The following is a 12,861-nucleotide window of genomic DNA, read 5'->3' as shown; positions in this document are numbered from 1 at the left end:
TGCGATATCCGGTAATGTCACAATCTTGCGGTTTTTCCCCGTGAAAGGATCACAAATTACTGCGAGGTTTGTCTTATCCCAAGGGTGTTCCAAACCTTGCATTTCAGCACCAGCGCATTTCGCGATCCCGCATGGCCCTGTGGTCGGATGGTTTCGGGGGGAACCTGATGGTCAGGGACCTGTGGGATACGGAGACCAATGGGTCCGGGGACCACTGTATCCGGTAGGTCGGGGGAACCGGGGCATGGGACGTGAGGCGGCACGGACCGCGTCACTCCCTGCCGCCGGACAGTCTGGCTGAAACTCTGCGTGAAGTTCTGCCTGACAGGCTGCGGGCCGCAGAGCTTCCTGTCTGAGCCTTTGAGCCGGATCCCAGGTCAGAACACCTTGAACGTCATCGTTGTCAGCGAGCGTTCGATTCCCTCGATATCGAGCAGCTGATCGTTGATGTATTTGCCAACATCCTGATCGCTGGGAATGTAGAGTTTCATCAGGAGATCATAATCGCCACTGGTGGAATAAAGCTCGGAGTGGATTTCACGCAGGGCAATCTCTTCGGCCACTTTGTAGGTGGTGCCGGGTTTGCAGCGGATCTGGATAAAGACGCAGGTGGACATAATGGCCCTCAACTGTTTGGGAATGCGTGGTTTGCGCGCCAAGCTGGCATGCGGGCGCAGCAGAGGCAATCCCCGGCGACGGGCATGAGAGGCTGGCCGCAGACAATTGGCGCAACAGTTTTGCGCCAATTGACGCGGCAGGCTTGAGCGCGGCCCCGCCCTGCCCCTATAAGCAGCGGCAGGATATCAAGGACATGCCGACCATGCGTACCGCTCAGATCACCCGCAAGACCGCCGAAACCGAGATCAGTGTCGAGATCAACCTCGATGGCACTGGTGCCTATGACAATCAGACCGGCGTCGGTTTCTTTGATCACATGCTGGACCAGCTGTCGCGCCACTCGCTGATCGACATGACCATCCGCGCCAAGGGTGACTATCACATCGACGACCACCACACGGTGGAGGACACCGGCATTGCACTGGGTCAGGCGCTGGTTGCCGCACTTGGCGACAAGAAAGGCATCAACCGTTATGGCGAATGCCACCTGCCGATGGATGACGCCCAGGTGCGCTGTGCGCTGGATCTGTCGGCACGCCCCTTCCTGATCTGGAACGTTGAGCTGCCAACCCAGAAGATCGGCAGCTTTGATACCGAGCTGGTGCGCGAGTTCTTTCAAGCCTTGAGCACCCATGGCGGCATCACCCTGCACATCGACCAGCTGCACGGGTTCAACAGCCACCATATTGCCGAGGCCGCGTTCAAGGCGGTGGCGCGCGCGCTGCGCACCGCCGTTGAGACCGACCCGCGCAAGGCGGATGCGATCCCGTCCACCAAAGGCGCTCTGTAAATGCTGACCGCGATCATCGACTATGAATCGGGCAATCTCCACTCCGCCGAAAAAGCCTTTCAGCGCATGGCGCGGGAGGTGAATGGCGGCGAGGTGATCGTGACCTCTGACGCGGATGTGGTGGCGCGGGCCGATCGGCTGGTGCTGCCCGGCGACGGCGCCTTTCCGGCCTGCGCAGAAGAACTGCGCGGCCATCGCGGCATCTATGAAGCGATGGTGGAGGCGGTCGAGCAGAACGGCCGCCCCTTCCTCGGCATCTGCGTCGGCATGCAGCTGATGGCCACCACCGGTCATGAGTATCGCGAGACGCCCGGCCTTGGCTGGGTTGAGGGCGATGTGGTCAAGATCACCCCCAGCGACCACAGTCTGAAAGTGCCGCATATGGGCTGGAACAATCTGGTGATCGACCATGACCACGCGATTTTTGATGGTATTTCCTCAGGCGATCACTGCTATTTCGTGCATTCCTATCATTTCCGCGTCACCGATCCGGCGGAACGGCTGGCGCATGTGGACTATGGCGGCGATGTCACGGCCGTCATCGGGCGCGACACCATGGTGGGGATGCAGTTTCACCCGGAGAAAAGCCAGGATATCGGCCTGCGGATGATCGGGAATTTTCTGACCTGGCGACCGTGACGCTGCGGTTGACCCGCAGCATATGAAAAAGCCGCCTGCTGCACAGGCGGCTTTTGTTTTTGAGTATTTATGGAAAGATGACAGGCGGGGCGCGATCAGGCCGCTGCCCTGCGCAGCGAGAGCGGCGCCGCGCCATAGGCCTTGCGAAAGGCACGGCTGAAGCCTTCGGGGCTGGCATAGGCATAGCGGCGGGCCACCGCCTCCACCCGGTCGCCGCGCGTGAGATCCTGATGCGCCAGAATCAACCGCCAGCGGCGCAGGTACCCCATCGGGGTTTCGCCGACAGCGGCCCCGAACAGCTCGGCAAAGCGGGACAGCGACAGGCCGGCGACCTCGGCCAGATCGGCATTGCTCCAAAGGCGGCCGGGGTGATCGTGCATCGCCACAATCGCCCGGCTGAGACGCGGGTCGGACAGCCCTGCCAGCAGCCCCGGCTCCGTAGCACCCTCGCGGATCTGATGCCGCAGCAGCCGCACCATCAGCACCTCCCCCAGCCGGTTGATCACCGATTGCGCCCCGCAGCGCTGCGCATCAGCCTCGTCCCGCATCAACCGCAGCAGATCCCGGGCCTCCGGCTTGTCGGCGATGTCATAATCCACCAGCCCTGGCAGTGCGGCGATGAGCGGATTGCGGCGCCCTGACCAATCCACCCGTGCCGCCCACATCACCCTGTCGGGCGGTTGCGCCGGGGCATCATCACAACTGCTGTAGAGCAGCCGCACCGGCTCCCCCGACGCATCCGCCAGAGCTATAAGATTGGCCTCTCCCGGTGCGGCAGCGCGAACGGAGAGCTGGAAACGCTCCATCAATGTGGTCAGGCGGTCCATGGTATCGGTGTTTCCGTCAGGTTTTTCGGATTTATCTGACACTATGCTGCGTCATACTTCGAGACAAGCCCCCAGGGCTGACTTCGAACAAGGAGCGACAACATGTTGATGCCACGCCAACCCACGCCCGATCTGACCCTGCCAACGCTGGACCATGGACCGTTTGACCTGTCGCGGGAAGACAGCCAGCGCGGCACCGTGATCTGCTTTTATCGCGGACTGCACTGCCCGATCTGTGCCAACTACCTCAAGGAACTGGAAAAACGGGTGGCCGATTTCGCCAGCCGTGGCGTGAACTGCATTGCGGTCAGTTCGGACGGCGAAGAGCGCACCCGCGCGATGGCCGAGAAGATCGAGGCGAAGAACCTACGGTTTGGCTATGATCTGCCCTTGAATGTCGCCCGCCAATGGGGCCTGTACCTGTCGACCTCACGCGGGAAGACATCAATCGGGATCGAGGAGCCGGCGCTGTTCTCCGAACCGGGCCTGTTCATGGTGACCCCTGAGCAGACGCTCTACTATGGGTCGGTGCAGACCATGCCCTTTGTCCGGCCGCATTTTTCAGAGCTGGTATCGGCGCTGGATTTCGCCATCGCCAACGACTATCCGGCGCGCGGCGAATACGACGGCGACGTCTGACGCGGGCTGCGCCAGGTCGCGGCGCCTGTCGGCCACGGCGTGCTGTGGCCGGATCGCCACCTGCCTCAGGTCGACAGGCAGAAATCCGGGCAAGAATGGATGGACAGCGGTGCCGCACAAGGGCATACACCGCAGACCCAGATATCCCAGTCGCTTGCAGGTCACCGTCCGGTGCAGATCCGTCTTGAAAAATTCGACCACCAGGAAGGCCAGCACCGCTATTGCGTGCTGCATCTGAGCCGAACCCTGTTTGGCGAATGGTGTGTCGAGCAGACCAGCGGGCCCTTGGGTGAGGCCGGAGGGCAGCAGCGGCGCAGCTACTATGCCTCGCAGGAGATCGCGCTGGCCGCAGCGGCGCAGCAGCGCGACCGTCAGATCAAACGCGGCTTTGTCCCGATTCCGGTTCAGCTGGGGCTGTTCTAGACGGGCACAAAAAAGGCGGCGCAGACATACCGTCCACGCCGCCCGTCCGATCACTCACAGCAATCCGGCTGTTTACTTCACGCGGCTCCAGGTCTGTTTGGAGCAGATCAGCCCGCCCGCGACACAGCCCCGCAGAGCCAGCGATGCGCCCGATAGGTTCATCTTGCCGATGTAGATCTTGTTGTTCGACGGCCGCCAGACCTTGCCCGCATAAGACCCGTCGCCATTGGCCACCATATCGATCACCAATGTCTTGCCGATATTGGGGGATTTATACTCTCCCTCGGCATTGAAGGTCCGGCTGATCTTGCCGCAGACCGCCGCGCCGCAGGGCGCCATGGTGACATGCGCAAAAGAGCCGTCATCCGTCTGCGTCTTCCAGGTGCCCAGCACCGGATCCGCCGCCGCCATGCCCGCCAGCCCCAGTGCAAATGTCACGCCAAGTGCCAGTTTCTTCATGTGTCATCCTCCCTTTTGCAGCCAGTCTGGCCGCCAACAGGCAATTCAGGCAAGCTTGACCTCGGGTCGCGTTGCAATCACGGGCCGCCTTGTGCAAAAGAGGCGTCAGAGCAGGCCCGCCCCCGATCACCGGCGACCGGAGGCGGCGGCCCCGGCTCAGACAGTTCTGGCAGTACCGATAAGGGCACGCGATATGATCCTCTACCCCGCAATTGATCTCAAGGACGGGCAAGCCGTTCGCCTGCTGCATGGCGATATGGACAAGACAACGGTCTTCAACGACGATCCGGCAGCGCAGGCGCTGGAGTTTGTCGCCGCTGGCTGCGAATGGCTGCATCTGGTCGATCTCAACGGTGCCTTTGCAGGCGAGCCGGTCAATGCGGCCCCGGTCGAGGACATTCTGAAACGGTGCCAGGTGCCCGCACAGCTGGGCGGCGGTATTCGCGATATGGCGACCATCGAACGCTGGATCGACAAGGGGCTGGCGCGGGTGATCCTTGGCACCGTGGCGGTGGAAAATCCCGATCTGGTCCGCGAGGCGGCACGTGCATTCCCGGGCAAGGTTGCCGTCGGCATTGACGCGCGCAATGGCCGCGTTGCGACCAAAGGCTGGGCCGAGGAAACCGATGTGATGGTTACGGATCTGGCAAAATCCTTCGAAGACGCAGGTGTTGCCGCGATCATCTACACCGATATTCTGCGCGACGGCGCCATGAAGGGGCCGAATATCGAGGCAACGGCAGATCTGGCCAATGCCGTCAGCATCCCGGTGATCGCCTCGGGCGGCGTGTCCTCGCTCGACGATTTGCAGGCCCTGAAATCCTGCGGCGCGCCGCTCAATGGCGCGATTTCCGGCCGCGCCCTCTACGATGGGGCCATCGACCTCGCGCAGGCGCTGAAGATCCTGAAGGGCTGAGACCTGGTCTTCTTCTGGCCGAAAATATCTCGGGGGTGAATGGGCCAAAGGCCCAGAGGGGGCAGCGCCCCCGCCCCGGCCCCCGCTCCCGGTTGGCTCCAGCTGCCCCCGCAGCGGATCAGCGCGCGGCGGCCGCCGTCAGTTTTGCCAGCGCGCCCTGCATCTTGGCGATGACATCGGCATCAGCCGCGATATCCAGACCCGCCAGCATCTCTGCCGGGTTTTCATAGGTCAGCCAGACCTGCCCCTCGGCATCCTCATGGACCAGAACCTTCAGCGGCAGGAAAAGCCCCGCCCGCATATCCGCCTGCATCGCGGGGGTGCCCAGCTTGGGATTGCCAAAGATCAGGAGTTGCGCCTCGGCGAGGGACATATCCACGGCTGCCGCACCCGCAGCGTGGTCCACCCGGGCAAAAACCGTGGCCCCGGCGCCTTCGACCGCCGCCTGTAGCGCATCCATGGTCTCAGACACGGAACTCGGGCTCGGAACCGTCATCAGTTCGGCTGCGGCCGGGATCGCGGAGAGCGCAGCAAGAGTTCCGGCAAGGGCGAGGGATTTGATCATGGCGATGGCTCCGAGAAAATGACAACATGCCAGCAGCACAGGCCAAGCGGGGCAAACAGGCAATTCACATCTCAGGCATCGGCAGAGTGTCGCTGACCTGACCGCCCCTCTGTGGCCCACCCTCTGCCAGGCAAGACCCGCGGTCGACACCCCAGGGCCACGCGCGGCCTGCGGCACCGCGCCTGCTTTCCATTCCTCACGTAATGGCGTCTATTGCGCGGCGACAGCGCAACCGGCGCCTCCGGTTGCGATCACAGACACGAAAGTTCTCCCATGCCCCGCGTCCGCAAGACCCGCCTCCCAGACAGCGCCCGTTTGTGGCAGATGGTATCGCCCGGTGATTTTGTCGATGGCTATGCGGTCGACAGTCCGCTCACCCCGCGTGAAGCCGCCGATATCGGCCTGTCGATGCCGGGCTGGGCAGCCGCACTCCTGCGGCTGCGCAATGCCTTGGTCCGCCCGCTCGGACTGAAGACCGAGGTGAGCGACAGCGGCGAGGGCGCGATTTTTCCGGTGACATTCGAGGACAGCCGCGAGCTGATCCTGGGCGCCGATGATGCTCATCTCGATTTCCGTATCACCGTATTGCGGCACGAAGGACGGATTCACATGGCCACCTGGGTGCATCGTCACAATCTGCTGGGACGGATCTATCTGGCGCTGGTGATGCCGTTTCACATCCTGATCATCCGTGACAGCATGCGCCGCATCGCGCGGCACCGCCCGATGATTGCATCCCAACCACCCGCGCAGTAAAGACACAAGGCACCCCCAGCGGCAAAGGGATCGCCATGCTGAAGACCCGTATCATCCCCTGTCTCGACGTGGCTGACGGCCGCGTGGTCAAAGGTGTCAATTTTGTCGGCCTGCGCGATGCCGGAGACCCGGTTGAGGCAGCCAAGGCCTATGACGCGGCAGGCGCGGATGAAATCTGCTTTCTCGACATTCATGCAACCCACGAAAATCGCGGCACCATGTTCGATATGGTGCGACGCACCGCAGAGCAGTGTTTTGTGCCGCTGACCGTGGGCGGTGGGGTGCGCACAAAGGATGATGTGCGCGCGTTGCTGCTGGCAGGCGCCGATAAGGTGTCGTTCAATTCCGCAGCCGTGGCCAACCCGGATGTGATCCGCGAGGCGGCCGATCAGTTTGGCAGCCAGTGCATCGTCTGCGCCATCGACGCCAAGACCGTGGCCCCCGGCAAATGGGAGATCTTCACCCATGGCGGGCGCCGCGAAACCGGCATTGATGCGGTGGACTTTGCCCGGCTGGTCGTTGCCAAGGGCGCCGGGGAAATCCTGCTCACCTCGATGGATCGCGACGGCACGAAATCCGGCTTCAACCTGCCGCTCACCCGCGCCATTTCGGATGCGGTGGACGTGCCGGTGATTGCCTCTGGCGGGGTTGGCACGCTCGACCATCTGGTCGAGGGCGTCACCGAAGGCGGCGCCAGCGCGGTTCTGGCGGCGTCGATCTTCCACTTTGGCGAATACACCATCCAGGAGGCCAAAGAGCATATGGCCAAGGCCGGTATCCCGATGAGGCTGACATGAGTCTGCTGCACGATCTCGAAGCCACCATTCTGTCCCGCAAGGGGGCTGATCCGGAGAGCAGCTGGACCGCCAAACTGCTGGCCAAGGGTCCAGAGAAATGCGCCGAGAAATTCGGCGAGGAAGCCATTGAGGCCATCATCGAGGCGGTGAAGGACAACACGGCCGGACTTGCCTCCGAGGGCGCCGATGTGCTGTATCATTTTCTGGTGATGCTGGCGGCCCGCGATGTGGCGCTGGATGATGTGCTAAAGGTGCTGGCCGAGCGTCAGGGTCTGAGCGGCATCGCCGAGAAGGCCGCCCGCCCCAAGGGCTGAAATCCAGGCCATGCGGCGGATCAGGGGAGGCGCAGCCTCCGCGCGGCACGCGCGGCTTGCCCTTGACGCGCAAGGACCCCTTACAATCGTTAAGGCCCTTCGAGGGATCCCAATACATCGTCTACGCCGCGCAGCGGCGCCCGGCCCAACCGTGTATGCCGCCCGTCAGGGCGGCGGGAATGGGCGGGAGCGCCCTGCCCGGCGGTCGGGCATCACAGTTTCGACGAGATGATTCCGGTGGCAAACCCACCCATGCGCAGCTCGCCAAACAGGCGCTGATATTCGATCTTGGGACATCGGTTCTGGATCACGGTGAGGCCTGCCGCTTCTGCCCGTTCAGCCGCTTCGGCATGTTCGACCCCGATCTGCATCCAGATCGTCTGCAGCCCCTCGCAGACCTCCAGCGCCTCCTCGACAATGGGTGGGACCGCCTCTGAGCGGCGAAAGATGTCGACCATATGCACCGGCTCGTCGATGTCCCGTAGACTGGCGTGAATGGTCTGGCCGAACAGGGTTTTGCCGGCATGACCGGGATTCACCGGCAGGACGCGATAGCCCTTGAGCCCGAGATAGCGGGCCACATAGTAGCTGGGACGCACCGGGTTCGTGGAGACCCCGACCACGGCAATGGTCTTGCTCCGTGTGAGCACGTCCTTCAGATGTCGATCGGAATAGTCTGGCATCGCTCCCCCGGCTGTTCTGGCCTTGTATCAAAGCGCCCTCATCGCGCTTCGATCTGCCTGAGCCTATCGGCTGGGACACGAGGTGCAAGATGAATTGCAACGGCTCTGACGCCCGCTGGCGGACCAGCCTGTTGGTGCAAGAACGAGAGATAAAGCCCGGTCAGACAATAAAAAAGCGCCCAGGACAAACCTGGGCGCGAGGTATGGAACGAGGGACAGTGAAAAAGATCTGCGAAGGTTCCAATTCGCAGTCTGTTAATAATATGGGATGGTCATCGCGTTTTGAAAGGGATCCTCTCAAATTCGTGACATTTCTCCTGCGGGGCCAGTCACATAGGCCCATAGCACAAGCAGGCGTTCGGGGCGGTCATTTGCGCAGGACGGCTGGCCACTGCTGTTCGGCATCAGCGATCAACCTCAGCCGCTCCGCCTCCCAGGCGGCCAATGCGCTGGGGTTGTTCAGGAGATAGAGTCGCCCGTCGGCAATCACCCAGAGCGTCGGATTGCCGGGCGCCAGATATCCCTGCGACAGCGCATAGGCGCAATAGCCGCCAAATCGTGGCGCAAAAGCTCTGGGATTGCGTTCGAATTCTTCCTGATTCTGCGATGAGGCAAAGCGCCAGATCGCCCCGCGCCACAGGATCGCATAGTCTTGCTGACCGGGGATTGCCGCGCCATCCTGAAAGAACGCCACCACGTCATGGCCGCCCACCGCCAGCCCCCGCGGCGCGGAGACCAGTGCAACCTCCGCCCGTGCCGGCGCGGCTGTCAGCGTCGCTGCGGCCAGGGTGATCAGCGCGCCCAGGCACAGGGCGGCGAGCCTGGATCCCGCCTTGGCATCGCTTCGCGACGCGGCCCCGCCGACCACCAGACCGGCCAGCAAACTGGCCAGCAAACCAGCCACCAGTCCTGCCGAGGCACCCAACACGGGCTGCGCGCAGGCGCGCCAGCTCCGGCAGATGATGGCAGTCGAAAACGTCACGGGCGTGCAGGTCCTTGTCAGGAAACTGGGGTTGGAATTAAAGCGCAGCAAGAACAGTCGCTCTTACCCGGCCAAGTCTGCCCGGCGCGCAGGCCGCTGCAAAGGGTGGATACGCATTTGTGATGGATCCGTGACCTTTGCACAGATGCGCCCAACCCCTGATCGGGGCTGGGCCGCCGCTAGCGGTTCAGCTGGCGGCATCGACAGGCAGGCAAGGCTTAGCGCGCAATGGAGGCATAAAGCGCAATCGCCGCGGCATTGGAGACGTTCAGCGATCCGAATCCGCCCGCCGCGTCAATCTTCACCAGATGATCCACAGTTTCCTTGGTCTTCTGGCGCAGGCCCGGCCCTTCGGCCCCCAGCACCAGGGCAACCGGATCCCCCTTGCGCCCCTCAAGCACGGTTTCGATGGTCTCTTCCGCCTCGCCATCAAGGCCGAGCACCAGAAACCCCATCCGCTGCAACTCGACGATGGTATCGGCGAGATTGCGCATCCGCAGATAGGGCTGGCGCTCAAGCGCGCCGCTGGCGGTTTTGGCAAGGGCGCCGGTTTCCGGTGCCGAGTTATGCCGCGTGCCGATCACGGCGCTGGCGCCCAGCACCTCGGCCGAGCGCAGGATGGCACCGACGTTATGCGGATCAGTGACCCGGTCCAGGAGCACCACACGCGGGCGTTCGGCACCGATGCAGTTTTCCGCCAGACCGCCCCAGTTCAACGGCTTGACCTCCATCGCCGCGCCCTGATGGACGGATTGTTTGTCGATCGGCGGATTGAACTTGCGCGGGTCGATCACCTCGGCTTCGATGCCCGACTCGGCGATGGCATCGGCCAGTTTCGCCTCGGCGTTCTGGGTCACCATCAGACGCAGTTTTTCGCGCTTGGGATTGAGCAGCGCATCGCGCACCGCATGCAGACCAAACAACCATACCGTTTCCGCCGAGGCTGCCTTTTTGGACTGCTCTTTTTCGACGACCCATTTGGGTTTTTTAGACATTTTGCTCTCCAGCAGAAAGAAATCCGGACCCGTGTGAAAATCTGGCGATTTTCCTGTTGACGCCCCTTTGGCCTGCTTGTAATCACGCCTCCACATCAGGTGCAACACGCAACTGATTGTGGGCGACAGGCCGCAAGGTGTGGCAGGGGACTGTAACTCCCTCGCGGAGACGCACGCCTGGTTCGATTCCAGGGTCGCCCACCATCTTCTCTCTTTCAGCACCGGTAAGCAAGAAGATGGTGGCAGCCGCCCGGACCATGGGCGCATCTCGCAAGCCTCTGATACATATCACTATTCCGGCACATCAAGACGCTCAGCCGCTGAGCCGCTTTCCATGTCATCTGCTGATGATCCGTGGCTGCGGCAGAAGAAAACCGGCGCAGCAATCTGCGCCGGCCTCATCGAATTGGAGGTTGGACGCGAAGGCTTCAGCGCTCCTGTTCGGCCTGTGCGACGGCGGAATGGACCCAGCTTACCAACGCCTCAAGGTCCGGTTCGGCCTCCTGTGCCAGCCCGTCGGAAAAGCTCTGAAACGCCTCCACATTCATCCGGTTCACACCTGAAACCACGACCGCGCCGCGCGCCAGCGCTTCGCCGATAACGGGGCGCATCCCGCGCCCGTCAGCTTCGTGTTTGCCAAATTTATTGACCAGCAGAACCTGCGGCGCCGGGTCCTGCCCCAGCGCTGCCGTTACCTGTCCAACCGCGCGCTCCAGCGCCTCGGGGTTCAGGCGGCAGCCGCGTGCCTCGGGGCCGAGAGACTGCGAGATGCGGATGGTTTCGCCCGCGGGCAGAACGCGCACATCCATGTCACAGAGCTGGCTGTCGTAGCATTCGGTGTTGGTCTGGACGATGCCAGCCAGCCGCAGCCCATCGGCCTGCAACCGCTCCGCCAGGGCGCTGAGCAGTTTATCGGTGGCACCGCGTTCCTGGGTCATCACGTAGGACAGATGCATTGTGGCCTCTTGCTAGGAAATTGCGTGCCCGCAGGCTAACCCCAAATGCACATGACAGCCAGAGGCCCGATTGCCGCGCGATACACGACTTTGGCATCAGACACGCTGTGCCAGCATCAGCACCGGATCATAGGTCAGCCGCACGCCCCCCTGATGGCCAAAGCGGCGACGATAGTCCTCCTCGAACTGGCGCAGCCTTCTGCGGGTCCAGCCACCCCGAGACTGGCCATTCACGCCCGTTGCCCGCAGGTGGCGCAGCACGGCGCGCGGGGTCTCAAAGCTGAGCGTGATCGGAGCCTGCCGCAACTCGACCAGTCGCAGCCCCGGCGGCAGATGCTGCGCCCATTCGTGGTGATCCATGTAGTTGGGCGCCGCCGCCCCGGACCCCAGCGCGACCAATTCGTGGAAATGCGCGCGCCCAAAGCCAGAGAGCGCCAGCCAGCCACCGGGGCGCAGCGCGGTCTCAAACCCTTGCAGGAGGGAAGGCAGGTCGCCGATCCACTGCACAACCGAGGCAGCCGCGATCAGGTCCAGGTTTTCGGGCAGCGCGAGGGTTTCGATCCGTCCCGGCAGGAAGAGCGCCGATTGCCCATGCGCTGCCAGAACCGGCTGAAGGCCTGCCTCTGCCTCTGGCACAAGGTCGTTGAGCGTGAGATGGCGGACCGACAGATCCCGCAACAGCGCATCGGTCAGATGGCCGGTCCCTGCCCCGAATTCAAACAGATGTGCGACGGGGGAGGTGCCGATATGTGCAGCGAGGAGCGCCGACAGCTCTGCCGCGATCTGTGCCTGCGCGCTGGCAGCATCGTGGTAGCTCCCAAGCCCACGGCGAAAGGCGCGGGCCACGCGGGCGGCATCCACGGTTGGGGGGGCCAGATCCCTCATGACAGCAGGGCCTGCCAGCTGTCGAAGTGATCAAACGGCGCATGGGCGGCTGTGGGCAGCTCCCTGAGCGCCACGCCCGCCCAGGCCCGGTGCTGATTTGCGGGCGGAAAGATCCGGTCCCGCCCGGCGATCCAGACCAGGTCAAAGCCGACAGCCGACGCCGGTCCGCGCTGCGCGACCGCATGCAGCTCGGCCCGGCGGGCGTCGATGTCGATCTCATGGGGAGGCTGCGGCGCATTGAATGTCCGGCGCAGGAACTGGGCAAAGCTCTGCTCGCTCAGCCCCTCTGCGGTCCTGGCCATCACCTCCGGCGGGATGCCGCGCGTCTCGTCCACAGGCGCAAGGGTGCCGTTGACCGCGACCTTGCGATCAAAGGGATCGCCGCGCCCCTGCTGCCAATGGGCATAACCCGCAACGCCGAAAGACCAGGCCAGCAGCGTGACATGATCGTAGCCAGACAGATCGGGGAGATCGGCATCAAGGCTGCGGAAATCGCTGACAAACAGAACATCCTCAGGGCCGGTGAGATGCGCAAAAACATCCGCCCCAATCGCCCAGCCGCCGAAGACCACAATGGCCTCGGCTGCCTCGTTCTGTTTGAGCCAGCGGAATTCCAT

At 63.1% G+C, this 12,861-nt stretch carries 18 protein-coding genes and 1 tRNA gene; 9 read left to right on the top strand and 10 right to left on the bottom strand.

What is annotated here, in order from left to right:
- Nucleotides 1-377 precede the first annotated feature (377 nt).
- Entirely contained in the window at nt 378-617 is a 240-nt protein-coding gene (locus VWZ85_RS17365) for an Lrp/AsnC family transcriptional regulator (protein ID WP_340545022.1), read from the bottom strand.
- 203 nt (nt 618-820) lie between these two features.
- On the opposite strand from VWZ85_RS17365, the gene hisB reads away from it, so the two are divergent.
- Together hisB and hisH are read left to right on the top strand one after the other, a co-directional pair.
- Nucleotides 821-1,408 carry an imidazoleglycerol-phosphate dehydratase HisB gene (gene hisB, locus VWZ85_RS17360; protein WP_340545021.1) on the top strand — a complete coding sequence of 196 codons (588 nt, stop codon included), beginning with the start codon at nt 821-823 and terminating at the stop codon, nt 1,406-1,408.
- Nucleotides 1,409-2,047 carry an imidazole glycerol phosphate synthase subunit HisH gene (gene hisH, locus VWZ85_RS17355; protein WP_340545020.1) on the top strand — a complete coding sequence of 213 codons (639 nt, stop codon included), beginning with the start codon at nt 1,409-1,411 and terminating at the stop codon, nt 2,045-2,047.
- A gap of 95 nt (nt 2,048-2,142) precedes the next feature.
- On the opposite strand, the gene VWZ85_RS17350 is transcribed toward hisH, so the two are convergent.
- Nucleotides 2,143-2,874, bottom strand: a complete 732-nt coding sequence (locus VWZ85_RS17350) for an AraC family transcriptional regulator (protein WP_416536741.1) — start codon at nt 2,872-2,874, stop codon at nt 2,143-2,145.
- A 102-nt stretch (nt 2,875-2,976) separates the two neighbouring features.
- Here VWZ85_RS17350 and VWZ85_RS17345 point away from each other — a divergent pair, with 102 nt between their 5' ends.
- Complete coding sequence (locus VWZ85_RS17345; protein WP_340545018.1) at nt 2,977-3,513, top strand: peroxiredoxin-like family protein; 537 nt, start codon at nt 2,977-2,979, stop codon at nt 3,511-3,513.
- 171 nt (nt 3,514-3,684) lie between these two features.
- Nucleotides 3,685-3,936, top strand: coding sequence for a WGR domain-containing protein (locus VWZ85_RS17340; protein WP_416536740.1), 252 nt, complete (start codon nt 3,685-3,687; stop codon nt 3,934-3,936).
- Nucleotides 3,937-4,008: 72 nt separating this feature from the next.
- On the opposite strand, the gene VWZ85_RS17335 is transcribed toward VWZ85_RS17340, so the two are convergent.
- Nucleotides 4,009-4,395 carry a DUF2147 domain-containing protein gene (locus tag VWZ85_RS17335; RefSeq protein WP_416589282.1) on the bottom strand — a complete coding sequence of 129 codons (387 nt, stop codon included), beginning with the start codon at nt 4,393-4,395 and terminating at the stop codon, nt 4,009-4,011.
- Between the two features lie 193 nt (nt 4,396-4,588).
- On the opposite strand from VWZ85_RS17335, the gene hisA reads away from it, so the two are divergent.
- The gene (gene hisA / locus VWZ85_RS17330) at nt 4,589-5,311 is read left to right on the top strand and encodes a 1-(5-phosphoribosyl)-5-[(5-phosphoribosylamino)methylideneamino]imidazole-4-carboxamide isomerase (RefSeq protein ID WP_340545015.1); all 723 of its coding nucleotides are present in this window, start codon (nt 4,589-4,591) and stop codon (nt 5,309-5,311) included.
- Between the two features lie 118 nt (nt 5,312-5,429).
- Here hisA and VWZ85_RS17325 read toward each other — a convergent pair whose 3' ends face one another.
- Nucleotides 5,430-5,876 (bottom strand): DUF302 domain-containing protein, encoded by a 447-nt coding sequence (locus tag VWZ85_RS17325; protein ID WP_416589281.1) that lies wholly within the window; start codon nt 5,874-5,876, stop codon nt 5,430-5,432.
- Nucleotides 5,877-6,149: 273 nt separating this feature from the next.
- On the opposite strand from VWZ85_RS17325, the gene VWZ85_RS17320 reads away from it, so the two are divergent.
- From VWZ85_RS17320 to VWZ85_RS17310, 3 genes are read left to right on the top strand one after another with little or no spacing between them, the layout of a single operon-like run.
- The gene (locus VWZ85_RS17320) at nt 6,150-6,632 is read left to right on the top strand and encodes a DUF2867 domain-containing protein (RefSeq protein ID WP_416535526.1); all 483 of its coding nucleotides are present in this window, start codon (nt 6,150-6,152) and stop codon (nt 6,630-6,632) included.
- A 35-nt stretch (nt 6,633-6,667) separates the two neighbouring features.
- Nucleotides 6,668-7,429, top strand: a complete 762-nt coding sequence (hisF, locus tag VWZ85_RS17315) for an imidazole glycerol phosphate synthase subunit HisF (protein WP_340545012.1) — start codon at nt 6,668-6,670, stop codon at nt 7,427-7,429.
- The gene (locus VWZ85_RS17310; protein ID WP_416554641.1) at nt 7,426-7,743 is read left to right on the top strand and encodes a phosphoribosyl-ATP diphosphatase; all 318 of its coding nucleotides are present in this window, start codon (nt 7,426-7,428) and stop codon (nt 7,741-7,743) included. The genes hisF and VWZ85_RS17310 overlap by 4 nt, the downstream gene beginning before the upstream one ends.
- A 212-nt stretch (nt 7,744-7,955) precedes the next feature.
- Here the strand turns inward: VWZ85_RS17310 and VWZ85_RS17305 are convergent, their stop codons facing one another.
- The 3 genes from VWZ85_RS17305 to rlmB form a co-directional block, all read right to left on the bottom strand.
- Nucleotides 7,956-8,426, bottom strand: coding sequence for a CoA-binding protein (locus VWZ85_RS17305; RefSeq protein WP_416535524.1), 471 nt, complete (start codon nt 8,424-8,426; stop codon nt 7,956-7,958).
- 367 nt (nt 8,427-8,793) lie between these two features.
- A complete protein-coding gene (locus VWZ85_RS17300; RefSeq protein WP_416589280.1) occupies nt 8,794-9,408 on the bottom strand; it encodes a YHS domain-containing (seleno)protein in 615 nt (204 codons plus the stop codon).
- A 218-nt stretch (nt 9,409-9,626) separates the two neighbouring features.
- A complete protein-coding gene (gene rlmB, locus VWZ85_RS17295) occupies nt 9,627-10,403 on the bottom strand; it encodes a 23S rRNA (guanosine(2251)-2'-O)-methyltransferase RlmB (protein WP_416589279.1) in 777 nt (258 codons plus the stop codon).
- 120 nt (nt 10,404-10,523) lie between these two features.
- Between rlmB and VWZ85_RS17290 the strand changes: the two genes are divergently transcribed.
- Nucleotides 10,524-10,607: transfer RNA gene (locus tag VWZ85_RS17290), tRNA-Tyr, on the top strand.
- A gap of 224 nt (nt 10,608-10,831) precedes the next feature.
- Here VWZ85_RS17290 and VWZ85_RS17285 read toward each other — a convergent pair.
- The 3 genes from VWZ85_RS17285 to VWZ85_RS17275 form a co-directional block, all read right to left on the bottom strand.
- Entirely contained in the window at nt 10,832-11,359 is a 528-nt protein-coding gene (locus tag VWZ85_RS17285; RefSeq protein ID WP_416538100.1) for a DUF2478 domain-containing protein, read from the bottom strand.
- Nucleotides 11,360-11,455: 96 nt separating this feature from the next.
- Nucleotides 11,456-12,244, bottom strand: a complete 789-nt coding sequence (locus VWZ85_RS17280) for a methyltransferase (RefSeq protein ID WP_416589278.1) — start codon at nt 12,242-12,244, stop codon at nt 11,456-11,458.
- Nucleotides 12,241-12,861 carry a pimeloyl-ACP methyl esterase BioG family protein gene (locus VWZ85_RS17275; RefSeq protein ID WP_416589277.1) on the bottom strand — a complete coding sequence of 207 codons (621 nt, stop codon included), beginning with the start codon at nt 12,859-12,861 and terminating at the stop codon, nt 12,241-12,243. The genes VWZ85_RS17280 and VWZ85_RS17275 overlap by 4 nt, the downstream gene beginning before the upstream one ends.

Origin of the sequence: Phaeobacter sp. JH20_29 (assembly GCF_048056175.1) — a bacterium.
In the GTDB taxonomy this organism is placed as follows: Bacteria; Pseudomonadota; Alphaproteobacteria; order Rhodobacterales; family Rhodobacteraceae; genus Phaeobacter; species Phaeobacter bryozoorum.
The sequence above is the reverse complement of the archived record's forward strand: the minus strand, read 5'-3'. Positions and strand labels throughout refer to the sequence as shown.